The organism is Enterobacter cloacae complex sp. 677-3DZ2D5B (assembly GCF_004136695.1).
Classification (GTDB): domain Bacteria; phylum Pseudomonadota; class Gammaproteobacteria; order Enterobacterales; family Enterobacteriaceae; genus Enterobacter; species Enterobacter hormaechei_C.
In genome coordinates, this window is the sequence record NZ_QFLS01000001.1 from 679,320 (window position 1) to 703,891 (window position 24,572).

The following is a 24,572-nucleotide window of genomic DNA, read 5'->3' on the forward strand; positions in this document are numbered from 1 at the left end:
AATGAAATTCAGTGAACTGTGGTTACGCGAATGGGTGAACACCACGCTGGACAGCGACGCGCTTTCCAACCAGATCACCATGGCGGGTCTGGAAGTTGACGGTGTAGAGCCGGTTTCTGGCGCCTTCACCGGCGTGGTCGTGGGCGAAGTGGTTGAATGCGGTCAGCACCCTAACGCTGACAAACTGCGCGTAACAAAAGTCAATGTGGGCGGTGATCGTCTGCTGGATATCGTCTGCGGTGCGCCAAACTGCCGTCAGGGCCTGAAAGTGGCCGTGGCGACCGTCGGTGCGGTACTGCCGGGCGATTTCAAAATCAAAGCGGCTAAGCTGCGCGGTGAGCCGTCTGAAGGTATGCTGTGCTCCTTCTCCGAACTGGGTATTTCCGACGATCACTCCGGCATTATTGAACTGCCGCAGGATGCGCCAGTCGGTACCGATATCCGCGAATACCTGAAGCTTGATGACAACACCATCGAAATCAGCGTAACGCCAAACCGTGCCGACTGCTTAGGCATCATCGGTGTGGCCCGCGACGTGGCCGTGCTAAACCAGACCGAACTGAACGTGCCGGAGATCGCGCCGGTTGAGGCAACCATCAGTGACGTGCTGCCGATTCAGGTAGACGCGCCTGAGGCCTGCCCACGCTACCTCGGTCGTGTGGTGAAAGGTATTAACGTTAAAGCGCCAACCCCGCTGTGGATGAAAGAGAAACTGCGTCGCTGCGGTATCCGTTCTATCGACGCCGTGGTTGACGTCACCAACTATGTTCTGCTGGAGCTGGGCCAGCCAATGCACGCCTTTGATAAAGATCGTATCGAAGGTGGGATCGTCGTGCGCATGGCGAAAGAGGGCGAAACCCTGGTTCTGCTGGACGGCAGCGAAGCGAAACTGAACGCCGACACCCTGGTGATTGCCGATCACAACAAAGCGCTGGCGATGGGCGGTATCTTCGGCGGCGAGCACTCTGGCGTTAACGACGAGACGCAAAACGTCCTGCTGGAATGCGCGTTCTTCAGCCCGCTCTCCATCACCGGCCGCGCACGCCGTCACGGTCTGCACACTGATGCTTCTCATCGCTACGAGCGTGGCGTGGATCCTGCGCTGCAATACAAAGCGATGGAGCGTGCAACTCGCCTGCTGATCGATATCTGCGGCGGTGAAGCGGGTCCGGTAATTGATGTGACCAACGAAGCGACACTGCCGAAGCGTGCGACCATTACCCTGCGCCGCAGCAAGCTGGATCGCCTGATTGGTCACCACGTTGCCGATGCGCAGGTGACCGACATTCTGACGCGTCTGGGCTGCGAAGTCACAGAAGGTCAGGACGAGTGGAAAGCCGTTGCGCCATCCTGGCGTTTCGACATGGAGATCGAAGAAGATCTGGTGGAAGAAGTGGCCCGCGTTTACGGCTACAACAACATCCCTGACGAGCCGGTGCAGGCGGGTCTGGTGATGGGCAGCCATCGCGAAGCCGATCTGTCTCTGAAGCGTGTGAAAACCATGCTGAACGACAAAGGCTACCAGGAAGTGATCACCTACAGCTTCGTTGATCCTAAGCTGCAACAGCTGATCCACCCGGGTCAGGAAGTGCTGATCCTGCCAAGCCCGATTTCCAGCGAGATGTCAGCGATGCGTCTGTCCCTGTGGACGGGACTGCTGGGCACTATCGTTTATAACCAGAACCGTCAGCAAAACCGTGTACGTATTTTCGAAAGCGGTTTGCGCTTTGTACCGGATACTCAGGCGAATTTAGGCATCCGTCAGGATCTCATGCTGGCCGGCGCCATCAGCGGTAACCGCTATGAAGAGCACTGGGACCTGGCAAAAGGGACGGTTGATTTCTACGATATGAAGGGCGATCTGGAAGCGATTCTCGATCTGACCGGTAAATTATCCGAAATTGAATTCCGCGCAGAAGCGATTCCAGCCCTGCATCCGGGTCAGAGTGCGGCGATCTATTTAGACGGCAAACGTGTTGGTTTCATTGGGGTTGTTCACCCGGAACTGGAACGTAAGCTGGATCTGAATGGCCGTACCATCGTATTCGAACTGGAGTGGAACCCGGTTGCAGACCGCGTCATTCCTCAGGCGCAGGACGTCTCACGCTTCCCGGCAAACCGCCGTGATATCGCGGTTGTGGTCGCTGAAAATGTGCCCGCAGCAGATATTTTGGCCGAATGTAAGAAAGTTGGCGTAAATCAGGTAGTTGGCGTAAACTTATTTGACGTGTACCGCGGCAAGGGCGTAGCAGAAGGTTTCAAGAGCCTCGCTATTAGCCTTATCCTTCAGGATACCAGCCGTACACTCGAAGAAGAGGAGATTGCCGCTACCGTCGCCAAATGTGTAGAGGCATTAAAAGAGCGATTCCAGGCATCATTGAGGGATTGAACCTATGGCGCTTACAAAAGCTGAAATGTCAGAATATCTGTTTGATAAGCTTGGGCTTAGCAAACGGGATGCCAAAGAGCTGGTAGAGCTGTTTTTCGAAGAGATCCGTCGTGCTCTGGAAAATGGTGAGCAGGTTAAACTCTCCGGCTTTGGCAATTTTGATTTGCGAGACAAAAACCAACGTCCGGGCCGTAACCCGAAGACGGGGGAAGATATTCCCATTACAGCCCGCCGCGTGGTGACCTTCAGACCCGGACAGAAGTTAAAAAGCCGTGTCGAAAACGCAACGCCCAAAGCAGAGTAATATGAACTAACTAAAAAGGCCGCTCACGCGGCCTTTTTTCTTTGCGCTATTTGCTAAACCCGCCGTAAAATCAATGATATCTCAACCGGATAACCTATCGTCTATGCTTGATCTTGCCCGTCTTCAGCACCGCTCCGATCTCCGCCGCCTGTGTCTGCTCGGGGTGCTGTTGATTGTCGCCACCAACGTCAGCCTGTGTGCGGGCGATCGGTGGCTGGGGCCGGAAAGCTGGTTTACGCCTGAAGGGCAGCTCTTTGTCTGGCAGATCCGCCTGCCGCGGACGCTGGCTGTCCTTTTGGTCGGCGCTGCGCTGGCGCTGTGCGGTACGATCATGCAGGCATTATTTGAAAACCCTCTGGCGGAACCCGGGCTTCTCGGGGTCTCGAATGGTGCAGGCGTCGGGCTTATCGCCGCCGTGATGCTGGGGGGAGGCGAGCTCTCCGCCTGGGGGATTAGCCTCAGCGCCATCCTTGGCGCGCTGTTGATAACCCTTATCCTTCTGCGCTTTGCTCGTCGCCATTTATCCACCAGCCGGCTGCTGCTTGCCGGGGTAGCGTTGGGGATCATCTGTAGTGCGCTGATGACCTGGGCCGTCTACTTCTCCACCTCCTTCGATCTGCGCCAGTTAATGTACTGGATGATGGGGGGATTTGGTGGCGTCGACTGGCGTCAGGGGTGGCTGATGGTGCTCCTGATCCCGGTTATCCTGTGGATGGTTTTCCAGGCGCAGCCGCTGAATATTCTCGCGCTGGGCGAAACGTCTGCTCGCCAGCTCGGGATGCCGATTGGATTCTGGCGCAACGTGCTGGTTATCGCCATCGGCTGGATGGTGGGCGTAAGCGTGGCGCTGGCGGGGGCGATTGGCTTTATTGGGCTGGTGATCCCGCATATGCTGCGTCTGTGCGGCATGACGGACCACCGAACCCTGCTCCCGGCCTCGGCGGTTGCCGGGGCGGCAACGCTGCTGGTTGCCGATATCATCGCCCGACTCGCCCTGACGGCCGCTGAGTTGCCCATAGGCGTGGTGACCGCAACGCTGGGCGCGCCGGTCTTTATCTGGCTACTATTAAAAGCTGGACGTTAAAACACAACCTGTAAGTCAACCTGAGGGAATGCTATGCAGTCTGATATTCTGAATACCGAAGTGACGACCATTGACGGCGAGAAAACCACGCTGGAAGGCTACAAGGGCAAGGTGCTGCTCATCGTGAACGTGGCGTCGAAATGTGGCCTTACGCCGCAGTATGAACAGCTGGAAAACATTCATAAAGCCTGGGAAAAAGACGGCTTTACCGTACTCGGCTTCCCGTGCAACCAGTTCCTGGGCCAGGAGCCGGGCAGCGAAGAGGAAATTAAGACCTTTTGCAGCACAACCTATGGCGTGACGTTCCCGATGTTCAGCAAAATTGACGTGAACGGGGAAAATCGTCATCCGCTGTATGCCAAACTGGTGGCCGCGGCGCCGACCGCCGTTGCGCCTGAAGAGAGTGGTTTCTATGAGCGTATGGCGAGTAAAGGCCGCGCGCCGCTCTATCCGGACGATATTCTGTGGAACTTCGAAAAATTCCTGATTGGACGTGACGGTCAGGTCGTGCAGCGTTTTTCGCCTGACATGACGCCGGAAGATCCTATCGTGATGGAATCAATCAAGCTGGCGCTGGCGAAATAATGACGCTGCTGATGCAGCTCACGGACGTTGCCGGGAAGGGACGTCTTGAGCCTGTGACTGCCGCAGTCAACGCAGGTGAAATCCTTCACCTGGTTGGGCCAAACGGCGCCGGAAAAAGCACGCTGCTGGCTCGCATGGCGGGGCTGACCACCGGGGAAGGAGAGATAACCTTTCTCGGGCAATCGCTCGTCGACTGGCTACCCGCTACACTTGCCTCCCGTCGAAGCTACCTGGTTCAGCAGCAGGTTCCGCCCTTTGCGATGCCCGTCTGGCACTACCTGACGCTGCATCTGTCTGATAAAAATCAGGTGGGCTTGCTCAACGAGGTTGCTGCGGCGCTCGGGTTAGACGATAAGCTCACCCGGCAGGCAAATCAGCTTTCCGGCGGCGAGTGGCAGCGCGTGCGTCTGGCCGCCGTTATCCTTCAGATCCATCCGGCGGGAAATCCTCACGGGCGGATGCTGCTGCTGGACGAGCCGATGAGCGGGCTGGACGTTGCCCAACAGGCAGCGCTGGATACCCTGCTCAGCGCGCTATGTCGCAAGGGGATCGCCATTGTGATGAGCAGCCATGATTTAAACCATACGTTGCGCCACGCGCATCGGGTGTGGTTGCTGGCGCGTGGCAAACTGATTGCCAGCGGAACGCGCGACAACGTGCTGACGGCCGCCAATCTTGCGAGCGCTTACCACATGTCGTTCCGGAGGCTGGATATTGAAGGCCACAAGATGCTCATTTCCACGGCGCAGGAATAACCTTTCTTGCACAGTCGCATAGATGCACGCTAAATTACCGAAAGAACAAAAAAAGCAGAGGATTCGTCTGAAATGCGATTCTGGTTTCTCCTTGTTGCGGCGCTATTTCTTGCAGGATGCAGCAGCCATCGTGCACCTCCGCCCAACCCACGGCTTTCCGATTCCATTACGGTCATTGCCAGCCTGAACGATCAGCTCAGCAACTGGCGCGGCACCCCTTATCGCTACGGCGGCATGAGCCGGGGCGGGGTGGATTGCTCAGGATTCGTGCTGATGACCTTCCGCGATAAATTTGACCTCCAGCTTCCGCGAGAAACGCGTATGCAGGCGAAAATCGGCACTGAAATTGATAAAGACGAACTCCTGCCCGGCGATCTGGTCTTTTTTAAAACGGGCTCCGGTGAAAGCGGCCTTCATGTCGGCATTTATGACACCGATAATCAGTTCATTCATGCCTCGACCAGCCGTGGCGTGATGCGCTCCTCTCTGGATAATGTTTACTGGCGTAAAAACTTCTGGCAGGCCAGACGTATTTAACCGCTGCATAAAAATGCAGTGCGGAGGGCCTGGCGGTGAAAATAGACGTCAGGCTTTTCTTGCGGGTTGATTAAAGTTAAATTTTTTGCCCAATTATTTATGTCCGCATGTGCCTGTTTTATCTAAAACTGGCTATTATTCAATAACCAGGATAAAATTAATTAAGATTCAGGGAAAAATCTGAAAATTAATACGGAAAGAATGAAATTAACCTTATTAAAATCAAGACAGTGGAATTGTGCCTGCAATTGCTCCAGGATGTTCTCTCTCATCTTTAATGCAGGACAAGCGCGATGATTATTACGCTAGATAATGCTTACCAGTCTGAACTTTTACTCCTTCCGGCGCGTGATAGTGCAGGTTTGCTTAAAGGTTTAGAGATTTTGGTTAACTTTACTGGCGTGGGTGCGGACGTACGGATCCCGACTGAACTGGTTATCCCACATCTTTCTCAGGAAGATGAATTAGCGCTGTTTCAGGAGAAACTACAATTACTCGATACCTGTAAGCTATTTTTTATTCAGCATCAGTTAATTGCATGGATCAATATTACACCTGCAATTGTTGAGTTTTTATTAACTAATGAGAACGCTGTTTCAATCCTTGAACGATATCCGTTTCTTGAGTTTACTGTTAATGAGAACTATCCAGGTTTAAATAACGGGAAAGACGATCCCTGTCTGGCAAGAATGGCGATCCATTTCCCCCTAGTGCTGGCTAACTTCGGTGCAGGGGCTGCGTCCCTTAAGCCGGTTTATGATGGTCTGTTCAAACGGGTGGTTCTGGATAAAAACTTTATCCAGCAGCGTGTCTCGGCACTCTCGTTTGAGCCTTTTATGCGCGCTATTCTCTGGCAGATCGCGCCGCACTGTCAGTCGGTCATGGTCTCGGGAATTGACGATCACGGCATCTTACAACGCGTGCTGCCCTTCAATTTTGGTGCAATGCAGGGAAGCCTGTGGCCTGCCGTCCCGGCAGAGCGGGTCACGACTCTCGTACAGCAATAACCCCTTTCTTCGCCCGTGTTTACGTCCAGGGAAACCCTCTACACTTAAAGCAGGAGGACTTATGACCCTGTCTTTTACTGCTCACTGGCACGATGAATTACCCGGCTTTTACACCGCGCTTAAGCCAACGCCTTTACAAAACGCGCGTCTTATCTGGCATAACGATGCATTAGCGGATTCGCTTGGCATCCCTTCGACGCTTTTTCAGCCAGAAAAAGGCGCCGGCGTCTGGGGCGGCGAAACGCTGCTTCCGGGCATGAAGCCGCTGGCTCAGGTCTACAGCGGACATCAGTTTGGCGTCTGGGCGGGACAGCTCGGCGATGGCCGCGGTATCCTGCTGGGTGAACAAGTTCTGCCGAATGGCGAAACGCTCGACTGGCACCTGAAAGGGGCAGGGCTAACCCCATACTCACGCATGGGAGATGGCCGCGCGGTGCTGCGTTCAACTATACGTGAAGGTCTGGCTTCCGAGGCGATGCACGCTCTGGGGATCCCTACCTCACGTGCGCTGTCCATTGTCACCAGCGACACGCCGGTGGCCCGCGAAACGATGGAGCAGGGAGCGATGCTGGTCCGCGTGGCGGAAAGCCATCTGCGTTTCGGTCATTTTGAACACTTCTACTATCGCCGCGAGCCGGATAAAGTCCGCCAGCTTGCCGATTACGCTCTTCGTCGTCACTGGCCGCACCTGCAAAACGAGCCGGACCGCTATGTTCTCTGGTTCCGTGATATTGTTGCGCGCACCGCCGCAATGATTGCCCGCTGGCAGGCCGTCGGCTTTGCGCACGGGGTGATGAACACCGACAACATGTCCCTGTTAGGGCTGACGTTTGACTACGGTCCGTACGGCTTCCTTGATGACTATCAGCCGGGTTACATCTGTAACCATTCGGACTATCAGGGGCGTTACCGTTTCGACAACCAGCCTGCGGTGGGGCTGTGGAACCTTCAGCGGCTTGCACAAAGCCTGTCGCCGTTTATCGACGTCGATGCCCTGAACGATGCGCTGGACAGCTATCAGGAGGTCCTGCTGCGGGAATACGGTGTGTTAATGCGCACCAGGCTGGGGCTGATGACGCAGGAAAAAGGCGATAACGCGCTGCTGAATGGGCTGTTTGCCATCATGGCGCGTGAAGGCAGCGACTATACCCGAACCTTCCGTATGCTGAGTCAGACAGCGCAGCAGAGCGCTGCGTCACCGCTGCGCGACGAGTTCGTCGATCGACAGGCGTTTGATGACTGGTTTGCCGCTTACCGGGCGCGTTTACAGCAGGAACAAATTGATGACGATACCCGCCAGGCGCGGATGAAGGCGGTTAACCCGGCGATGGTATTGCGCAACTGGCTGGCGCAGCGGGCCATTGAGCAGGCAGAGCAGGGGGACTATACCGAGCTGCATCGGCTACATATCGCCCTGCGCACGCCGTTTGCCGACCGGGAGGATGACTATGTCAGCCGCCCGCCGGACTGGGGCAAGCGGCTGGAAGTGAGCTGCTCAAGCTAAGGGGCGAGAAAAACCTGCGGCGCGGCGTGCGCCGGATGTCTGCCGACGTGCACCTGCGCACCGTACCAGCGTGCCAGCGCGTCGGCCTGCAAAACCGTCTCCGGTATGCCCTGAGAAACAATCCTGCCGTTGTGTAACAGTAGGATCCGGTCCGACCATAATGCGGCAAGATTGAGATCGTGCAGCACCACGCAGGCGTGAAGATGGCCCTGACGGGTCAGCGATTTCAACAGGCGCAGCAGATGCTGCTGGTGGTAGAGATCCAGAGCGGAAGTGGGTTCGTCGAGAAACAGCCAGCCGCGCGGCGTTCCGTCACGCCACAGCTGCGCCAGCGCGCGGGCGAGCTGGACGCGCTGCTGCTCGCCCCCCGAGAGGGCATGATAGCGCCTGCCGGCCAGCGGCAGGCAACCGGTCAGCTGCAACACCTCACGCACAATTGACGGTTCCGGGTGACGCGTCCAGGGCGCACGCCCCATTCCAACGATCTCCTCCACCTGCCAGTCAAATCCAGGCTGAGATTGCTGGCGCATCACCGCCCGATAGCGCGACAGCACCTGCGGATGCCATTCATCCAGCGCTTTTCCCGCCAGTGAACAGCCTCCGCTGTCGGGTTTCAGATAGCCGGTCAGCAGCCGCAGCAGCGTGGATTTCCCTGCGCCGTTGGGGCCGATCAATGTCACCAGCTCTCCCTGCGACAGTGACAGCGAAACGTTATCTGTCAGCGTGCGGCCAGACCGGGTAAAAGTCAGATTTTCAGCCGTATAACGTTCAGCCATGCTGTTCTCCACTACGAAAAATGAGCCATAAGAACCAGGGAGCGCCAAGGATACTGGTGAGCAGGCCGACCGGCATTTCTGCCGGGGCGACCAGGGTGCGCGCGACCGTATCCGCCACCAGCAGCAGTAACGCGCCCGCGAGTACCGTGCCGGGGAGGGTTGCCCGGTGATCGGCGCCCAACCACATGCGCATCAGGTGCGGCACCACGAGTCCGACAAAGCCAATCACGCCGCTGACGGCGACAGCCGCAGCGACCAGCAGGGCGCTGCATAACAGTAATATTCGCTGTACAAGGGCAACGTCCACGCCAAGGTAATGCGCTTCCTCTTCACCCAGTTGCAGTAAATTTAACGCACTGGCACAGCGCCAGATCGCCAGAGCGGCAGGCACCATCAGCGAGGTCACGGCGAGCAGCGTGGACCACTGCGCCTGACCAAGACTTCCCATTCCCCAGAGTGAAAGCTGACGCAGCTGGGCGTCATTGCTGACCCACGAAAGCACACCCACTGCCGCACCGCACAGGGCATTGATGGCGATACCCACCAGCAACAGACGTGACAGAGAGGTGTCATGCTGCTTGCTGAGCAGGAAGATCACGCCTGTGGCTGCCAGCGCCCCAAGAAATGCCGCCAGCATAGGGGCGTAAAGCATCACCAGCGCGGGCAGCGCGAGCGGGAGCACAACCCACAGGGCGACGGCCAGCGCCGCACCGCTGCTGATCCCGAGCAGGCCCGGGTCGGCAAGCGGATTGCGGAACAGCCCCTGCATGACGCAGCCGGCGAGCGCCAGCGACCCGCCAATCACCAGCGCCAGCAGCACGCGGGGCAGACGGATGGTGAGCCAGATCTGGCGTAGCGTCTCATCGCTGCCGCTCCAGAGCACGTTCACCGGCAGGCGTAACGCCCCAAAACCGGTAGCCATGATCGTCATGACGGTAAGCGACCCCGCCAGAAGCCATAACGATAACGTGATGCGCCGGGACATCAGGGCAGTTGCTCCGCTCTGGCACGCAGCTGTTGTATGGCTTTCGGCGTGCGGACGCTGAAGCCCAGCAGGGCCATGTCATCAATAGCCAGCACCTGCTTGCTTCGTCCCGCTGGCGTTTGCGCCAGACCGGGCAGTTTCCACAGATTTTCTTCGCCGCCCAGCGCGTTAAGGCCCTCCTGCGAAATCACCACCAGATCCGGCTGGCTGGCCATCACCCCCTCCTGGGAAAGCGGCTGATAGCGGGTAAAGCCCTGCATGGCGTTCTGCAACCCGGCGGCGCGTATTGCCGCATCCGCGCCGGTCTGTTGCCCGGCCGCCATTGCGGTCATTCCGCCGTGGCTGAGGATAAACAGCACCCGCTTGTTGAGCGGTATTGAGGGCAGTGCCGCCAGCGCCTGACGCAGCGAGCTGCGCAGGGTTTCCCCTTGCGCCTCATGATGCGTCGCCTGAGCTATCACCCTCACTTTTTCGTCAATCGCGCGCAGGTCAGGCGTGCCGGGAACGGTAACCACCCGGACGTGGCTCTGTTCAACCTGCTTCAGCGCCAGAGAGGGCTGCGCCTGGTCGCTTGCCAGCACCAGCGTCGGGCGTACGGACAAAATCCCCTCCGCATTCAGCTGGCGAAGATACCCCACGTCAGGCAGCGCGTTTGTCGCCTGCGGCCACTGGCTGGTACTGTCGCGCGCAACCAGAGAAGACTCCGCGCCGAGGGCGTAGACGATCTCCGTCACGTCGCCGCCGAGGGCGACAATTCTCTCCGGCGCGGCGACGGCGACCAGCGGCAGGGCGCAGAGCAGGGCAAACCAGTTTTTCATGCGGCCAGCCCTTCTGGCGTCAGGGCGTCAATCTGGCGACGCCACTGGCTCTGCTCAGGCTCGCCTTCGGTACGCTGCCCATAGAGCTGGGCGATTTGGGTGCCATCCGCCGCAAACAGCTCCAGGCTGGTGACGTGACCGTCCGCCGTCGGCTTGCGCGTTACCCACGTCTCCGCGACGGCCTCCTCCAGCAGGTGCAGGGTAAAGGTTGGGTTGAAGATGTTCAGCCAGCCTTTCATGGGCGTCAGTTTTTCCACCACACCGGTGAAAATCTGCACGCAGCCGCGGTTGCCGACGAAGATCATGATTTCGTTTCTGTCCTGTCGCGCCGTCTCCAGCAGCTGTGCCAGCGCGCTGTTATCCACCTTACAGGCCAGATCGTCACTCACCAGACGAAACGCCTGCTGGCGGCTCAGGTTATGGCGCTTCAGTAAGCTAAAGAACTGATGCACGTCGGTCATGGCGCGCCACTCTTTCTCCACCGAGCCTGCATCAGCACCGTCGGAATGCGCAGGGGCCTCGACAGCCTTTAGCGCCAGAGCGGGGTTATCGGCAATGATAAAACGGGTCAGCACGTCGCCCCAGGCGGCAACGTCGGTGTGATCCGTGGTGTAGACCTTCAGTAAAGCGTCGCCCTGATGATCGAAGAACTGAATGCTCTGACGTTCGCCGCGGGAGGTCGTTTCACTTATGTGAAACGCGCTCGCCCACTGGTTGAGGAACAAACGCAGATCCAGCGCACGCGGATTTAGCACCAGCCCGGCGTGGCCGCCGAGGTGCTGGTTAGTAAACGCTCCGATCTGTTCATGAACGGCGTATTCGTTACGGCAGATGCATTTGGTTTCCCCCACCGACTCCAGCGCCGCCAGAATCTCACGGATTTCACCGCGCAGCCGCCAGGCGTCGTGTCCAACGCGCGCAAATGCCAGCTCTGCTTCGCTGATGTGCATTAATCCGGCGATATCACGGGCGTACTTACCCGGATGTTCTTCTTTAAGCTCAAGCCAGCGTGTGTAGTGACCCATAATCTTATCCTTCTGAATCGTTGCCCCGAAGGGAATTACCATTGATAACTGACGAAGATCTTGCCGTTGCGGCCATCCTGCGGGATGCCCTGCGGTGACCAGTAGGCTTTGTCGAAGGCGTTCCCCAGCACGAGGGTGGTGGTGATGCCTTTGAACTGCTGCTGACCTTTATAGCTGACGTAGAAATCATTCACTGCGTAGCCAGGCTGCTCGCTGTAGCTGCTGCTGATGTGCGTTGAACGTTCGACGAAGGTGCCGATCCAGCCCACGGAGAATCCGCTTTGCGCCACCGGGATATCCAGCTTGCTGGTGACGGTGTCCGGGTTGATGCTGGAGATGTATTCGCCCGTGTCGGTATCTTTCCCGCGCGTGCGGTTGTAGGCCACGTCCAGGTTGAACAGGCTGGTCGCGTAGGTTGCCATCATGTCCCAGCCCCAGATTTTGGCATTTGGTACGTTATAGGACATGGTGGTGGCCGCCGCAAAATCGACGGTAGTGGAGATGTAATCTTTCGCTTTGGTGTCGAAGTAGCTGGCTTTGAACTCCAGCGCGTCGTTGGCGAGCAGCAGATCGTCAAAACGTAGCCCAAAACCGAACTCCTGGGTTTCGTTAGTTTCCGGACGCAGGTTCGGGTTCGGCACCCAGTAGTTGGTGTAGAAGCTGCCGATAGAGAAGTGCTTCGAGTCGTTATACATCTCGCCCATCGTTGGCGCGCGGAAGGCCTGGGCGTAAGAGCCGAACAGCATCAGCCAGTCGGCTGGACTCACGGTTAACCCGGCGCGTGATGACCACTTATCCGCATCCACGTCATCGTAACCGCTGCTGCTGCCGCGGTAGTTGTCGTAACGCGTCCCGCCGAGAAGCGTTACCGGCAGGTCGCGCAGGGTAATCTCATCCTGCAACCAGCCGGAGCTGAAGTCGATTTTAGCGTCCGGGAAGCCGGTGGTCGCGCCGCCAGGGTGTTGCTCCTGACGATAGTATTCCCCGCCGTAGGTCAGCAGGTGCGAGGCGAAGGAGTCGCTGAACAGGCGGGTGCGGTTTTCGACTTTGCCGCCTTTGGTGGTCTGCTTACGGAACTCACCGCTGGCGTCGATGTTCTGGGCGTTAATCCGCGCTTCGGACCAGTAAATTTTCGCATCGGCGTTCAGCCAGTTGTTTCCGGCTGGCGCAATGCGGTAGCCAAGCTGGGCATCGCGCTGAATGGTGGAACGATCGGTCATCGGGTTACTGCTGCTGGCATCCGTGGTCTGCGGATTTTTCGGCTCCTGCGCGTCGTTGTTGTAGTAGCGCAGGGAGCCGCTCAGCGTCTGCGCCGGATCGATTTTCCAACTGCCTTTCGCCAGCATATTGTTGATGGATTCGTCGTTTGGCGCCCTCGCGCCGTCACTCTGGCGAATGTCGCCGCGATCGCGGCTGGACCAGGAGACCACACCGTCCAGGGTATCGGTGCGGCCATAGGCGCTGGCGCCCATCCCGATGCTGTGATCGCCCGTTGCACCGGTAGCAAATACGCGATAGCCGCTGTTTTTACCTGCATCCAGCAGATCGCTGGCGTCGACGGTGTCATACGAAATTACGCCGCCCAGCGCGCCGCTGCCGTACAGCAAGGCGGAAGGGCCGCGCACCACTTCGATACGTTTGATCAGCGCCGGATCGAGGAACGTGCTGTTCAGGTGCCCGGTATCGGTGCCCTGGCGCACGCCATCCACCAGCACCAGCACGCCACGGCGGTCATAGCCACGGAGGTTAACGTCCTGACCGTTGGTGCGCCCGGTGCCGTCCAGCGTCAGACCGGGCACCTTGCGCAGCAGGTCGGCAGCGGAGCTGGCGGTCTGGTTTTCCGGCGCGGTGGCGTCAATCACGCTCACCATCATGGGAGCTTCAAAGGCGCTGCGGGCATTGCCGGTGGCGGTGACGGTGATCTCGTCTGCAGCGGCAAACGTAACGCCCGGCAGGGTGCTGACAATCGCCAGCGCCAGAAGAGACGGGCGTAAAGACGCGGATTGCAGGTGTGGCATAGCAACTCTCCATAAGAATTGAAAAGCGCTGGCTGCCTGGGGATCACCTGGGTGGCTGGCGAATGTGTTGTCTGGTTTATTTAGTCAGGATCAGTTTTCCGGCATTGGTCTGGCGCAGCAGGTAGTGCTGGCCGTCATGCTCGATAATGACCCGTCCCTCCTCACCCAACAGGCTTTTACTGTCGATTCGGCGATCGGTGGGAGCAGGGGACGGCGCTGTGTGTGTTTTTGTTGGCGTTGCCGCGCTGTTATCGGTCGGTGACATAATGTTTATAAATAACAATCAATGTAACAATGATAATCATTATCAATAAACTGCAAATTCACAGCAAGCGTTTTTGTGAAAATTGTGTGACGGGATCAAATTTGGGGGAGAGATGCGGTCTGACGCCCTCACCCCGACCCTCTCCCACGGGGAGAGGGAGAAGGGCACGAATCGTAGGCCGGGTAATGCAAAGCCGCCACCCGGCAAGGGGTTAGAAGCGCGAATCTACCGCAGACGCCAGCATCTCCAGCAGCCGTTCGCTGTCTTCCCAGCTCAGGCACGGGTCGGTGATTGACTGGCCGTAGACCATTTGCTGTCCGGCGACGATCTTCTGCGTGCCTTCTTTGATAAAACTCTCCGCCATAATTCCTGCAATGGCGGTCGAGCCGCTGCGGATCTGCTGGCAAACTTCCTCGCAGACGTCCAGCTGGCGGCGGTGCTGTTTCTGACAATTGCCGTGGCTGAAATCCACCACCAGATGCTCCGGCAGGTCAAATTCCGCCAGCGTTTCGCAAGCGGCGGCAATATCTTCTGCATGGTAATTCGGTTTTTTACCGCCACGCATAATGATATGTCCGAACGGGTTGCCGCTGGTCTGGTAGATGGTCATCTGGCCATTTTTATCCGGGGAGAGGAACATATGGCTGGCGCGTGACGCGCGGATGGCATCTACGGCAATTCGGGTATTACCGTCCGTTCCGTTTTTGAAGCCCACCGGACAGGAGAGCGCCGACGCCATTTCACGGTGGATCTGACTTTCGGTGGTACGCGCGCCAATCGCGCCCCAGCTTATGAGGTCGGCAATAAACTGTCCGGTCACCATATCCAGAAATTCGGTGGCAGTCGGCACGCCCAGCTCGTTAACCTGTAACAGCAGCTTGCGCGCCAGCGCAATACCGTGATTCACCCGGTAGCTACCGTTCAGATCCGGATCGGAAATCAATCCTTTCCAGCCCACGACGGTACGCGGCTTTTCAAAGTAGGTACGCATCACGATCTCCAGGCGATCCTGATACGTGCCGCGCAGCGTCTGAAGGCGTTGTGCATAATCCATTGCCGCGTCCAGGTCGTGGATGGAGCAGGGGCCAATCACCACCAGAAGACGTTTGTCTTCACCATTGAGAATTTTTTCGATGCGGCGACGGGAGGCCGTCACATGGTCCGCCACCTCGGCGGAAACGGGATGCAGCCTGGCCAGTTCAGCCGGTGTGACCAGGCTATCAATGCGCGCGGTGCGCAGTTCGTCGGTTTTGTTCATGGAATGTCTCAGAAATTTTTTGCTTCATCGGCAGACTACCGGGAAGTGATGGGCATCACCTTAAACCAATCCCTGCTGATTTCAAGTTCGGGGCACGTCGCCCCGAGGATGGCATGATAATAACTGAAACTGAATTAATGTACTAGCGTATTAGTACATGCGGCGATTTAGCCCCATGATATCGAGGATCTTGGTGGCAATTTCTTCTACTGAATAGTTGGTACTGTTCAGCCAGGGAATTTGATTTTTCCGGTACAGCGCTTCGACTTCAGAGACTTCCATTCGGCACTGGCGCATCGAGGCGTAGCGGCTGTTCTCGCGACGTTCTTCGCGGATCGCCGCCAGTCGTTCCGGGTTGATGGTCAGCCCAAACAGCTTATGCTGGAGCGGCTTGAGCGCGGCGGGCAGCACCAGGTTATCCATATCATCGGCAATAAAGGGGTAGTTGGCGGCGCGGATGCCAAACTGCATTGCCAGGTATAGGCTGGTGGGAGTTTTACCGCAGCGCGACACGCCGAGCAAAATCACCTGCGCCTGGTCGAGATTGCGCAGCGAGATCCCGTCGTCGTGCGCCAGGGTGTAGTCAATAGCGGCAATACGCGCATCGTATTTGGTCAGGTTACCGGGGTTCAGCCCGTGGGTACGGTGGGCGATCGGCGTCGGGTCGAGCTTCAGTTCGCTTTGCAAGGGGGCAACCAGCGCCTGCACGATGTCCTGACAGAAGCCCTCGCTTTGCAGAATGATATTGCGGATCTCAGGGATCACAATGGAATAGAACACCAGCGGACGAACGCCGGTCTGCTGGTAAATAGCGTCGATCTGGTCCTTGACCGCTTTGGCCCGGCTCTCATTTTCCACGAACGGCAGCGTGATGCTGTTTATCGATACCGGAAACTGCGACATCACCGCGTGTCCCAGCACCTCGGCGGTAATCGCCGTCCCATCAGAAATATAAAAAACGTGGCGATCGACAGCATTATCCATTTTATCCACCCTGAATAGCGTACGTAATTGCCTGAAAGCATAAATTAAAAAAGTTAATTTCACAGCAAAGAACTTATCTGAATTTAAAATGAAATGGTGTTTTTGATTTTCCTGAAAAGTGGATTTCATTTTCCGAATAGCGGCTTTATTTCTATGGTTTTTGCCGGAATCTATAGGAATCATCGGGTTAGCGAATGCCGGGAAACTGTCCGAAAAGTTGAAAATTTAAATTGCTTACACGATTCACCGTTTTTTTAGCGAAAATAAATATGCCAGTATAAATACGTAGTCAGGTGTTTCTTACTCCGATCAAATATCACAAAAGGATTGTTTCGATGTCCAACAATGGCTCGTCACCGCTGGTGCTTTGGTATAACCAACTCGGCATGAATGATGTAGACAGAGTTGGGGGCAAAAATGCCTCCCTGGGTGAAATGATTACAAATCTGTCCGGTATGGGTGTCTCCGTACCTAACGGGTTTGCCACAACCGCCGATGCGTTTAACCTGTTTTTAGAACAGAGCGGTGTAAACCAGCGCATTTACGACCTGCTGGATAAAACGGATATTGATGATGTCACCGAGCTTGCCAAAGCCGGCGCGCAAATCCGCCAGTGGATTATCGACACACCTTTCCAGCCGGAACTGGAAAAAGCCATCCATGACGCCTACAACCAGCTCTCCGCTGACGACGCGCAGGCCTCCTTTGCCGTGCGCTCTTCCGCTACCGCAGAAGATATGCCGGATGCCTCTTTCGCCGGACAGCAGGAAACCTTCCTCAACGTCCAGGGTTACGAGGCAGTACTGGTGGCGGTGAAGCATGTGTTTGCTTCCCTGTTCAACGACCGCGCCATCTCCTATCGCGTCCATCAGGGCTATGACCACCGCGGCGTCGCGCTCTCCGCAGGCGTACAGCGCATGGTGCGCTCCGACGTGGGCTCTTCCGGCGTGATGTTCTCTATCGACACTGAATCCGGCTTCGACCAGGTGGTGTTTATCACCTCCGCATGGGGTCTGGGCGAAATGGTGGTGCAGGGGGCGGTGAACCCTGACGAATTCTATGTGCACAAGCCTACGCTGGCGGCTAACCGTCCGGCAGTGGTACGCCGCACCATGGGCTCGAAAAAAATCCGCATGATCTATGCCCCGACGCAAGAACATGGCAAGCAGGTCACCATTGAAGATGTGCCGCAGGAGCAGCGGGATCGCTTCTCCCTGACCGACGCCGAAGTGGAAGAGCTGGCGAAGCAGGCGGTGCAGATTGAAAAACACTATGGCCGTCCGATGGACATCGAGTGGGCCAAAGACGGACACACCGGCAAGCTGTTTATCGTGCAGGCGCGTCCGGAAACCGTCCGTTCACGCGGTCAGGTCATGGAGCGCTACACCCTGCACGCACAGGGCAAAATTGTCGCGGAAGGCCGCGCAATCGGCCACCGCATCGGTGCCGGTCCGGTGAAAGTGATCCACGACATTAGCGAGATGAACCGCATTCAGCCAGGCGACGTGCTGGTGACCGACATGACCGACCCGGACTGGGAACCGATCATGAAAAAAGCGGCTGCCATCGTCACCAACCGCGGTGGCCGTACCTGTCACGCGGCAATCATTGCCCGTGAGCTGGGGATCCCGGCGGTAGTCGGCTGTGGTGACGCGACCGAACGCATGAAGGACGACCAGAACGTGACGGTCTCCTGTGCCGAAGGCGATACCGGTTACGTGTATGCTGATATCCTCGACTTCAGCGTGAAAAGCTCCAGCGTGGATACCATGCCGGATCTGCCGCTGAAGATCATGATGAACGTCGGCAACCCGGACCGCGCGTTTGACTTCGCCTGCCTGCCGAACGAAGGCGTGGGCCTGGCGCGTCTGGAATTTATTATTAACCGTATGATCGGGGTGCACCCGCGTGCGCTGCTGGAGTTCGACGACCAGGACGCAAAACTGCAAAACGAAATCCGCGAGATGATGAAAGGTTATGACTCGCCGAGAGAGTTCTATGTTGGTCGTCTGACGGAAGGGATCGCCACGCTCGGCGCGGCCTTCTACCCGAAACGCGTGATCGTGCGTCTGTCGGACTTTAAGTCGAACGAATACGCCAACCTGGTGGGCGGCGAACGCTACGAGCCGGAAGAAGAGAACCCGATGCTGGGCTTCCGCGGCGCCGGACGCTACGTGTCGGAAAGCTTCCGCGACTGCTTCGCGCTGGAGTGCGAGGCGGTAAAACGCGTGCGCAACGACATGGGGCTGACCAACGTGGAAATCATGATCCCGTTCGTCCGTACCGTGGATCAGGCGAAGGCGGTGGTAGATGAGCTGGCGCGTCAGGGGCTGAAGCGCGGCGAGAACGGGCTGAAGATCATCATGATGTGTGAAATTCCGTCCAATGCCCTGCTGGCCGAGCAGTTCCTGGAGCACTTCGACGGCTTCTCCATTGGCTCGAATGACATGACGCAGCTGGCGCTCGGCCTGGACCGCGACTCCGGCGTTGTCTCTGAGCTGTTCGATGAGCGTAACGAGGCGGTGAAAGCGCTGCTCTCCATGGCCATCCGCGCGGCGAAGAAACAGGGTAAATATGTCGGGATTTGCGGCCAGGGTCCTTCTGACCATGAAGACTTTGCGGCCTGGCTGATGGACGAGGGAATTGATAGCCTCTCCCTGAACCCGGACACCGTGGTGCAGACCTGGCTGAGCCTGGCAGAGCTGAACAAGTAAAACCTGCATAATCTGAAAAAGGCGAGGATATCTGTCCTCGCCTTTTTTATTTTCCTGCGAATATGCTCACCATCACAAATAAAGCAAAAAACCAAATATCATAATTTATCTGTTAATTTAGACAATTGTTAGCGGGCAGGGCGTTGCTAATACTTGAGCCTTACCGCGTACATCCGTCGGGATGATGCGCGACTGGTTGAAATACGTTTTAACCTGATAAAAAGGCAAATAACAATGACAATCTCCTCTGTATTACGTACCAAAGATAAAATAGGTTATGGCCTCGGCGATATGGCCAGCGCGCTGGTCTGGCAAACGGCAACGTTATTTCTCGCTTATTTCTATACGGACGTATTCGGTTTGCCTGCCGCCATTATGGGCACCATGTTTTTAGTGGTGCGCGTGGTCGATGCGTTTGTCGACCCGTGCATTGGCGCGCTGGTGGACCGCACTCAGACCCGCCACGGTCGTTTTCGTCCCTGGCTGCTCTGGTTTGCCATTCCGTTTGGCGTGAGCTGCCTGATTACCTTCTACGTACCGGATGCCGGGCAGACGGCAAAAATTGTCTATGCCTGCGTAACCTATGCCATCCTGAGTCTGATCTATTCTGCGATTAACGTCCCTTACTGTGCCATGCCCGGCGCGCTGACGCTCGACCCGCGCGAACGCCACTCGCTGCAATCCTGGCGCTTTGGCCTGTCGTTTATCGGCGGGTTGATTGTAACGGTCATCGCGCTGCCGCTGGTCTCATTATTAGGCCAGGGGAATGTGCAAAAAGGCTATTTCTATGCCATGAGCCTGATGGGGCTGCTGGGCATTGTTTTATTCTTCTGCTGCTTCTTTATGACCCGGGAGCGTTACTCGCCGCGCAATGACACCTCCGGTTCGATGCTGACGGATTTAAAACTGCTGGCCGCCAATAGCCAGTGGCGAATTGTTTTTCTGTTTAATATTTTACTGTTAACCGCCGTCGTGACGCGTGGCTCTGCGACCATGTATTACGTTAACTATGTTCTGTTACGTCCGGAACTGGTTTTTGCCTTTATTGTTTCCGGCATGGTGGCCTCCTTAAGCGGCGCATTATTATCTGAACGCCTGCTGGGGAAATTTGACCGGGTGCGTGCCTATCAGTGGACCATTATTTCTTTCGTTATTTTTGGCGCGCTGATTTTCTTCATTCCGCCTTCGCAGGTGTGGCTGATATTCGGTCTGAATATTGTGTTTAGCTTTATTCAGAACCTGACCACGCCGCTGCAATGGACCATGTTCTCCGATGTGGTGGACTACGAAGAACACCGTAGCGGCCGCCGCCTGGACGGGCTGGTCTTTTCTACCGCCCTGTTTGCCATCAAGTTTGGGCTGGCGCTGGGTGGGGCGGTGGTCGGTTGGGTGCTTGGCATGGTGGATTACGCTCCGGGTCAGGCAAACCAGGCGCCTCATGTTCTTGCAACCATCAATGCCCTGTTCACCCTGATCCCCTGCGCGCTGTTCCTCTGCATGGTGGCGCTCCTTGCCATCTACAAACTTAACAGCCGGCTGGTGGACAGCATCGCCCGCGAGCTGGCCAGCAAACGCGATAGTCGAAACGATGCGGGGCAGCTCAGCCCGGCAACCCAATCCGCACTACAGGAGTAAACCATGACTGCGATCTACAAGGACGCGGGACGTCCCGTACACGAGCGTGTCGCTGATTTACTGGCGCGTATGACGCCGGAAGAGAAATTTGCCCAGATGCACGCGTACTGGCTGATCCTCGATGAACACGGCAACCACCGCGAGCGCAGCGATCTGAGCGATGAATTCGCTGGCGTGAGCGAACAGGCGTCCCTCAACGAAAGGCTGAAGCTCGGCGTCGGGCAGATCACCCGTCCGCTCGGCACGCACATTGTTAATGCAAAAACCGGCGTGCGTGCCGCCAACCGCCTGCAACGCATGATGATGGAGGAGACCCGGCTCGGCATTCCGGCGCTGTTTCATGAGGAGTGTCTGGTGGGGCTGCTGTGCAAAGATGCAACCCTGTTCCCGTCGTCGCTAAACTACGGTTCCACCTGGGACCCGGAGCTGGTACAGCGCGCAGCGGAGCAGATTGGCAAAGAGGCCCGATCCGTCGGGTGCCAGCAGGGGCTGGCCCCCGTGCTGGATGTCTCGCGCGATGTGCGCTGGGGACGGACGGAAGAGACATTTGGGGAAGATCCGTGGCTGGTAGGGGTGATGGCGACGGCGTACGTGAAGGGGTTGCAGGGCGATAAGCGCGATCTGCTGGCGACCCTGAAACATTACGTCGGCCACTCCTTCAGCGAAGGGGCGCGCAACCATGCGCCGGTCCATCTCGGTTTCAGCGAGCTAAACGATACCTTCCTGCTGCCGTTTGAGATGGCGGTGAAGCTGGCCAACGCCGGTTCGGTGATGCCAGCCTATCACGACATTGATAATCAGCCAGGGCACAGCGACCATTTCCTGCTCTCTACCGTGCTGCGTGAACAGTGGGGCTTCGACGGCATTATCGTGGCGGATTACGGCGGCGTCAGCCTGCTGCACCAGCACCACGGAATTTCTCACGATCCAGCGGAATCGGCGGCGCTGGCGTTTAACGCCGGGCTGGACGTGGAATTGCCGAAGGATGACTGCGCGCGTCATCTGGCGGAAGCGGTAGAGCGTGGGCTTATCTCAATGGCGAAAGTGGATGAGATTGTGGCGCGCGTGCTAAGTGAAAAATTCCGTCACGGGCTGTTTGAAAAACCGTACGCCGACGAAGACGGCATCGATTTGCAGAGTGAGGCGACCCGGCAGGTGGCGCGCGAGGTGGCAACAAAATCGATCACGCTGCTGGAAAACAACGGCATATTACCTCTCGGCGGAAAATCCCGTGTAGCGGTGGTGGGGCCGACGGCTGACGATCCGCTGGCGCTGCTGAGCGGCTACAGCTTCCCGGTTCACCTGATCATCAGCGATATGGTTGAAGAGACCTCGCAGGTGACCACCCCGCGCGCGGCGCTGGAACAGTACCTTGGCGCATCGCTGATACGTTACGCCAAAGGGTGTCACATTATCGAAAAACGGATGGCGGGCGCGCCGGTGTTCCCGGGCGACAGCGGCGGTAAACCGATACAGCAATCGCCGGTTTCACAACGTATGGATCTGATCCCCGACGCCGTGAGCGCGGCAAAAGAGAGTGACGTGGTGGTGGCCTGCGTGGGCGACCTTGCCGGGCTGTTCCAGAGCGGCACCGTGGGGGAAGGATCGGATACCGACTCGCTGGATCTGCCAGGCGTGCAGCAACAGCTGCTGGAGGCGCTGGTGGCAACCGGTAAGCCGGTGATTGTCGTCATGACGGGCGGGCGTCCTTATAACCTTCAGGGGCTGGAAGAGAAGGTGGCCGCGCTGATGATGGCCTGGGCGCCGGGGCAGGAAGGGGGCTGGGCGATTGCCGATGTCTTAACCGGCCGCGCGGAGCCGCAGGGCAGGCTGGTAGTGAGCGTGCCGAAAAACGCCGGGGCGATGCCGTACTACTATAACCACAAGCTGAAAAGCGGCGGCACGCCGTTTGCGTTCCATTTCGGCGCACTTTACCCGTTCGGTTACGGTCTCGGCTGGACGCAGTTTCGCTGGGGCGCGGCCCGCCTGGCTGAAAGCTGCGTCCCGATCGACGGAGAGGTGGCGTTAAGCGTCAATATCACCAACACCGGCGAGCGCAGCGGCAGCGAAGTGGTACAGGTGTACGTACGCGACAAGGTCGCCACGCAGGTGCGTCCGCTTCAGGAGCTGAAAGCGTTCCAGCGCGTGACGCTTTCACCGGGAGAAACCGCCACGCTGACCTTTACCCTGCCGGTGGAGATGTTTAATTTCACCCGCCGGGACGGAAAGCGAATTGTCGAGCCAGGGGAGTTTGAGCTACAGGTTGGCGCGTCTTCGGCGGATATACGCGAGGTGGTGAACGTGCTGGTAACCGGAGAGACGCGGGAACTGGCGGGGGATTGGCGGATGCTTAGTCGCTGTGACATTACACTGGCGTAAAAAGGATAAAAAAAAGCCCATCGTGGGAGATGGGCAAAGACTACACACAGCAATTCGTTGTTTCACTCAGGGGATTTCCATGCTTATAAATCAAGATGTTGATTTATAACCGTGTCTTAATAGTAGGCATGCCAGGATTTTGAGTCGATCGGATTCGTCTCAATAGTTAAAGGCAGGTAAAGATTTCTTGAAGAGAATGACGGTTTTAGGCAGGAAAAGGCGGGTCTGACCAGTGTGCAGAGAATAAATAGTTTAGCAACGTTTAAGTATTGCTGTGGAGAGTGTAGGCCGGGTAAGCGTTAGCGCCACCCGGCATCCGTTCTTACTGCGCGTTCTTATCTTCCAGCTCTTCAAGTTCGCTTAAGATGACGTCTGGATCGGTTCCCGGCGGCGGTACTTCATGCACCCAGGCGGAGAAGAGACGCCAGGTCACCGCTAGCAGAACCGGACCGATGAACAGGCCAATCATGCCGAAGGCAATTAACCCCCCGATTACCCCAGACAGGATCAGAATCAGCGGCAGGTCAGCGCCCATGCGGATGAGGAGGGGACGGATCACGTTATCCATGGTGCCCACCACGCAACTCCAGACCAGCAGCACCGTGCCCCAGGTCGTATCCCCCGTCCAGTAAAGCCAGATAATGCAGGGAACCAGCACCAGCAGCGGACCGAGCTGCGCCAGACAGGTCATCAGCATGACGACGGTGAAAATGGTGGCATAAGGTACGCCGGAAATCGCCAGCCCGATTCCGCCAAGTACAGCCTGCACCAGCGCTGTGACCACCACACCGAGCGCCACCGCGCGGACGGCCTGGGCTGCCAGCAGCACGGCCGCATCGCCGCGTTTACCTGCCAGTCGGGTGGCGAAATGACGTACCCCCAGCGCAACCTGCTCGCCGCGCCAGTACAGCAGGGCGCTGAAGACCAGCATCAACGTACAGTGCATCATGAAGCGACCGATGTGCGCAGCCTGCCCCACAAACCAGGTGGTGGTTGTGCCGATGTACGGACGCACTTTGGCCATCAGGGCGCTACCGCCCATCTCCAGCAGGCTGTGCCAGCCGCTGTACAGTTTTGCGCCCACAACAGGAATACTGTTCAGCCACGCGAGATCCGGCAGCGTCATATCACCGCTGGTGACCGCGCGAATAACCGGGCCGCTACTGTCAACCAGGCTGTTAACCAGTAGTGCAATGGGAATAATAAACAGCAGGAACAACAGCAACGTCATCACCAGCACGGCCAGGCCGCGGCGACCAAACAGCAGTTTCTGCAAACGCAAGAGTAAAGGCCAGGTGGCGACGACGACGGTCGCGGCCCAGGCAAATCCGAGCACGAAAGGACGAACGATCCACAGACACGCAATAATCATAATGGCTAAGAACAGCACCGACAGCAGTATCTGCGCGACATCCCTGGGCTGACGAAGATTGACCATAAACGAAACTTTCCTTAAATGAACACCAGCAAGGCTGATGGGAATATAAACCGCATCTCTCTAATCATTAGTGATTTCAGCGATTTTTGACAGGCGGATTTTGCCCGTAATT

At 57.2% G+C, this 24,572-nt stretch carries 20 protein-coding genes and 1 other RNA gene; 11 read left to right on the plus strand and 10 right to left on the minus strand.

What is annotated here, in order from left to right:
- Nucleotide 1 precedes the first annotated feature (1 nt).
- The 8 genes from pheT to selO all read left to right on the plus strand — a co-directional run bounded on the left by pheT (nt 2) and on the right by selO (nt 8,165).
- A complete protein-coding gene (pheT, locus tag DD597_RS03405) occupies nt 2–2,389 on the plus strand; it encodes a phenylalanine--tRNA ligase subunit beta (protein ID WP_032667094.1) in 2,388 nt (795 codons plus the stop codon).
- Nucleotides 2,390–2,393: 4 nt separating this feature from the next.
- Entirely contained in the window at nt 2,394–2,693 is a 300-nt protein-coding gene (gene ihfA, locus DD597_RS03410) for an integration host factor subunit alpha (protein WP_003857805.1), read from the plus strand.
- 103 nt (nt 2,694–2,796) lie between these two features.
- Nucleotides 2,797–3,777, plus strand: a complete 981-nt coding sequence (btuC, locus tag DD597_RS03415; protein WP_129255951.1) for a vitamin B12 ABC transporter permease BtuC — start codon at nt 2,797–2,799, stop codon at nt 3,775–3,777.
- Nucleotides 3,778–3,810: 33 nt separating this feature from the next.
- On the plus strand, nt 3,811–4,362 hold the full coding sequence (locus DD597_RS03420) for a glutathione peroxidase (RefSeq protein ID WP_022650905.1): 552 nt from the start codon (nt 3,811–3,813) through the stop codon (nt 4,360–4,362).
- On the plus strand, nt 4,362–5,117 hold the full coding sequence (btuD, locus tag DD597_RS03425) for a vitamin B12 ABC transporter ATP-binding protein BtuD (protein ID WP_022650906.1): 756 nt from the start codon (nt 4,362–4,364) through the stop codon (nt 5,115–5,117). Before DD597_RS03420 ends, btuD begins: the two co-directional genes overlap by 1 nt.
- A 72-nt stretch (nt 5,118–5,189) precedes the next feature.
- Nucleotides 5,190–5,654: an NlpC/P60 family protein gene (locus DD597_RS03430; RefSeq protein ID WP_015570730.1), complete on the plus strand. Its 465-nt coding sequence runs from the start codon at nt 5,190–5,192 to the stop codon at nt 5,652–5,654.
- Between the two features lie 293 nt (nt 5,655–5,947).
- Nucleotides 5,948–6,661 carry an EAL domain-containing protein gene (locus DD597_RS03435; protein ID WP_003857794.1) on the plus strand — a complete coding sequence of 238 codons (714 nt, stop codon included), beginning with the start codon at nt 5,948–5,950 and terminating at the stop codon, nt 6,659–6,661.
- 61 nt (nt 6,662–6,722) lie between these two features.
- Complete coding sequence (gene selO, locus DD597_RS03440; RefSeq protein ID WP_003857792.1) at nt 6,723–8,165, plus strand: protein adenylyltransferase SelO; 1,443 nt, start codon at nt 6,723–6,725, stop codon at nt 8,163–8,165.
- On the opposite strand, the gene DD597_RS03445 is transcribed toward selO, so the two are convergent.
- From DD597_RS03445 to ppsR, 8 genes are all read right to left on the minus strand, one after another.
- Nucleotides 8,162–8,941 carry a heme ABC transporter ATP-binding protein gene (locus tag DD597_RS03445; RefSeq protein WP_023324502.1) on the minus strand — a complete coding sequence of 260 codons (780 nt, stop codon included), beginning with the start codon at nt 8,939–8,941 and terminating at the stop codon, nt 8,162–8,164. The genes selO and DD597_RS03445 overlap by 4 nt on opposite strands.
- Complete coding sequence (locus DD597_RS03450) at nt 8,934–9,926, minus strand: iron ABC transporter permease (protein WP_129255952.1); 993 nt, start codon at nt 9,924–9,926, stop codon at nt 8,934–8,936. The genes DD597_RS03445 and DD597_RS03450 overlap by 8 nt, the downstream gene beginning before the upstream one ends.
- Complete coding sequence (locus DD597_RS03455) at nt 9,926–10,744, minus strand: hemin ABC transporter substrate-binding protein (RefSeq protein ID WP_022650910.1); 819 nt, start codon at nt 10,742–10,744, stop codon at nt 9,926–9,928. Before DD597_RS03455 ends, DD597_RS03450 begins: the two co-directional genes overlap by 1 nt.
- Complete coding sequence (gene chuS / locus DD597_RS03460) at nt 10,741–11,769, minus strand: hematinate-forming heme oxygenase ChuS (RefSeq protein WP_022650911.1); 1,029 nt, start codon at nt 11,767–11,769, stop codon at nt 10,741–10,743. The genes DD597_RS03455 and chuS overlap by 4 nt, the downstream gene beginning before the upstream one ends.
- A 35-nt stretch (nt 11,770–11,804) precedes the next feature.
- Complete coding sequence (locus DD597_RS03465) at nt 11,805–13,787, minus strand: TonB-dependent hemoglobin/transferrin/lactoferrin family receptor (RefSeq protein WP_022650912.1); 1,983 nt, start codon at nt 13,785–13,787, stop codon at nt 11,805–11,807.
- Nucleotides 13,788–13,863: 76 nt separating this feature from the next.
- Nucleotides 13,864–14,052, minus strand: coding sequence for a hemin uptake protein HemP (gene hemP / locus DD597_RS03470; RefSeq protein WP_015570723.1), 189 nt, complete (start codon nt 14,050–14,052; stop codon nt 13,864–13,866).
- 211 nt (nt 14,053–14,263) lie between these two features.
- Nucleotides 14,264–15,310, minus strand: a complete 1,047-nt coding sequence (aroH, locus tag DD597_RS03475) for a 3-deoxy-7-phosphoheptulonate synthase AroH (RefSeq protein ID WP_023315935.1) — start codon at nt 15,308–15,310, stop codon at nt 14,264–14,266.
- A 150-nt stretch (nt 15,311–15,460) separates the two neighbouring features.
- Nucleotides 15,461–16,294, minus strand: coding sequence for a posphoenolpyruvate synthetase regulatory kinase/phosphorylase PpsR (ppsR, locus tag DD597_RS03480; RefSeq protein WP_017384644.1), 834 nt, complete (start codon nt 16,292–16,294; stop codon nt 15,461–15,463).
- Nucleotides 16,295–16,629: 335 nt separating this feature from the next.
- On the opposite strand from ppsR, the gene ppsA reads away from it, so the two are divergent.
- From ppsA to DD597_RS03495, 3 genes are all read left to right on the plus strand, one after another.
- The gene (gene ppsA, locus DD597_RS03485; RefSeq protein ID WP_129255953.1) at nt 16,630–19,008 is read left to right on the plus strand and encodes a phosphoenolpyruvate synthase; all 2,379 of its coding nucleotides are present in this window, start codon (nt 16,630–16,632) and stop codon (nt 19,006–19,008) included.
- 234 nt (nt 19,009–19,242) lie between these two features.
- On the plus strand, nt 19,243–20,643 hold the full coding sequence (locus DD597_RS03490) for an MFS transporter (RefSeq protein ID WP_003857776.1): 1,401 nt from the start codon (nt 19,243–19,245) through the stop codon (nt 20,641–20,643).
- A gap of 3 nt (nt 20,644–20,646) precedes the next feature.
- A complete protein-coding gene (locus DD597_RS03495; RefSeq protein ID WP_129255954.1) occupies nt 20,647–23,022 on the plus strand; it encodes a glycoside hydrolase family 3 N-terminal domain-containing protein in 2,376 nt (791 codons plus the stop codon).
- A gap of 5 nt (nt 23,023–23,027) precedes the next feature.
- Here DD597_RS03495 and rprA read toward each other — a convergent pair.
- Nucleotides 23,028–23,135, minus strand: an RNA gene (rprA, locus tag DD597_RS03500) — antisense sRNA RprA.
- Between the two features lie 209 nt (nt 23,136–23,344).
- A complete protein-coding gene (ydiK, locus tag DD597_RS03505) occupies nt 23,345–24,460 on the minus strand; it encodes an AI-2E family transporter YdiK (RefSeq protein WP_015570721.1) in 1,116 nt (371 codons plus the stop codon).
- Between the last annotated feature and the right edge of the window lie 112 nt (nt 24,461–24,572).

Excerpts from the sequence above, each read along its gene's own strand:
- selO (WP_003857792.1), top strand. The coding sequence starts at position 6,723 with ATGACCCTGTCTTTTACTGCTCACTGGCACGATGAATTACCCGGCTTT.
- aroH (WP_023315935.1), bottom strand. The coding sequence starts at position 15,310 with ATGAACAAAACCGACGAACTGCGCACCGCGCGCATTGATAGCCTGGTC.
- DD597_RS03495 (WP_129255954.1), top strand. The coding sequence starts at position 20,647 with ATGACTGCGATCTACAAGGACGCGGGACGTCCCGTACACGAGCGTGTC.
- ppsA (WP_129255953.1), top strand. The coding sequence starts at position 16,630 with ATGTCCAACAATGGCTCGTCACCGCTGGTGCTTTGGTATAACCAACTC.
- btuD (WP_022650906.1), top strand. The coding sequence starts at position 4,362 with ATGACGCTGCTGATGCAGCTCACGGACGTTGCCGGGAAGGGACGTCTT.
- chuS (WP_022650911.1), bottom strand. The coding sequence starts at position 11,769 with ATGGGTCACTACACACGCTGGCTTGAGCTTAAAGAAGAACATCCGGGT.
- ydiK (WP_015570721.1), bottom strand. The coding sequence starts at position 24,460 with ATGGTCAATCTTCGTCAGCCCAGGGATGTCGCGCAGATACTGCTGTCG.
- ppsR (WP_017384644.1), bottom strand. The coding sequence starts at position 16,294 with ATGGATAATGCTGTCGATCGCCACGTTTTTTATATTTCTGATGGGACG.
- pheT (WP_032667094.1), top strand. The coding sequence starts at position 2 with ATGAAATTCAGTGAACTGTGGTTACGCGAATGGGTGAACACCACGCTG.
- ihfA (WP_003857805.1), top strand. The coding sequence starts at position 2,394 with ATGGCGCTTACAAAAGCTGAAATGTCAGAATATCTGTTTGATAAGCTT.
- DD597_RS03465 (WP_022650912.1), bottom strand. The coding sequence starts at position 13,787 with ATGCCACACCTGCAATCCGCGTCTTTACGCCCGTCTCTTCTGGCGCTG.
- DD597_RS03435 (WP_003857794.1), top strand. The coding sequence starts at position 5,948 with ATGATTATTACGCTAGATAATGCTTACCAGTCTGAACTTTTACTCCTT.
- btuC (WP_129255951.1), top strand. The coding sequence starts at position 2,797 with ATGCTTGATCTTGCCCGTCTTCAGCACCGCTCCGATCTCCGCCGCCTG.
- DD597_RS03420 (WP_022650905.1), top strand. The coding sequence starts at position 3,811 with ATGCAGTCTGATATTCTGAATACCGAAGTGACGACCATTGACGGCGAG.
- DD597_RS03430 (WP_015570730.1), top strand. The coding sequence starts at position 5,190 with ATGCGATTCTGGTTTCTCCTTGTTGCGGCGCTATTTCTTGCAGGATGC.
- DD597_RS03490 (WP_003857776.1), top strand. The coding sequence starts at position 19,243 with ATGACAATCTCCTCTGTATTACGTACCAAAGATAAAATAGGTTATGGC.
- DD597_RS03455 (WP_022650910.1), bottom strand. The coding sequence starts at position 10,744 with ATGAAAAACTGGTTTGCCCTGCTCTGCGCCCTGCCGCTGGTCGCCGTC.
- DD597_RS03450 (WP_129255952.1), bottom strand. The coding sequence starts at position 9,926 with ATGTCCCGGCGCATCACGTTATCGTTATGGCTTCTGGCGGGGTCGCTT.
- DD597_RS03445 (WP_023324502.1), bottom strand. The coding sequence starts at position 8,941 with ATGGCTGAACGTTATACGGCTGAAAATCTGACTTTTACCCGGTCTGGC.
- hemP (WP_015570723.1), bottom strand. The coding sequence starts at position 14,052 with ATGTCACCGACCGATAACAGCGCGGCAACGCCAACAAAAACACACACA.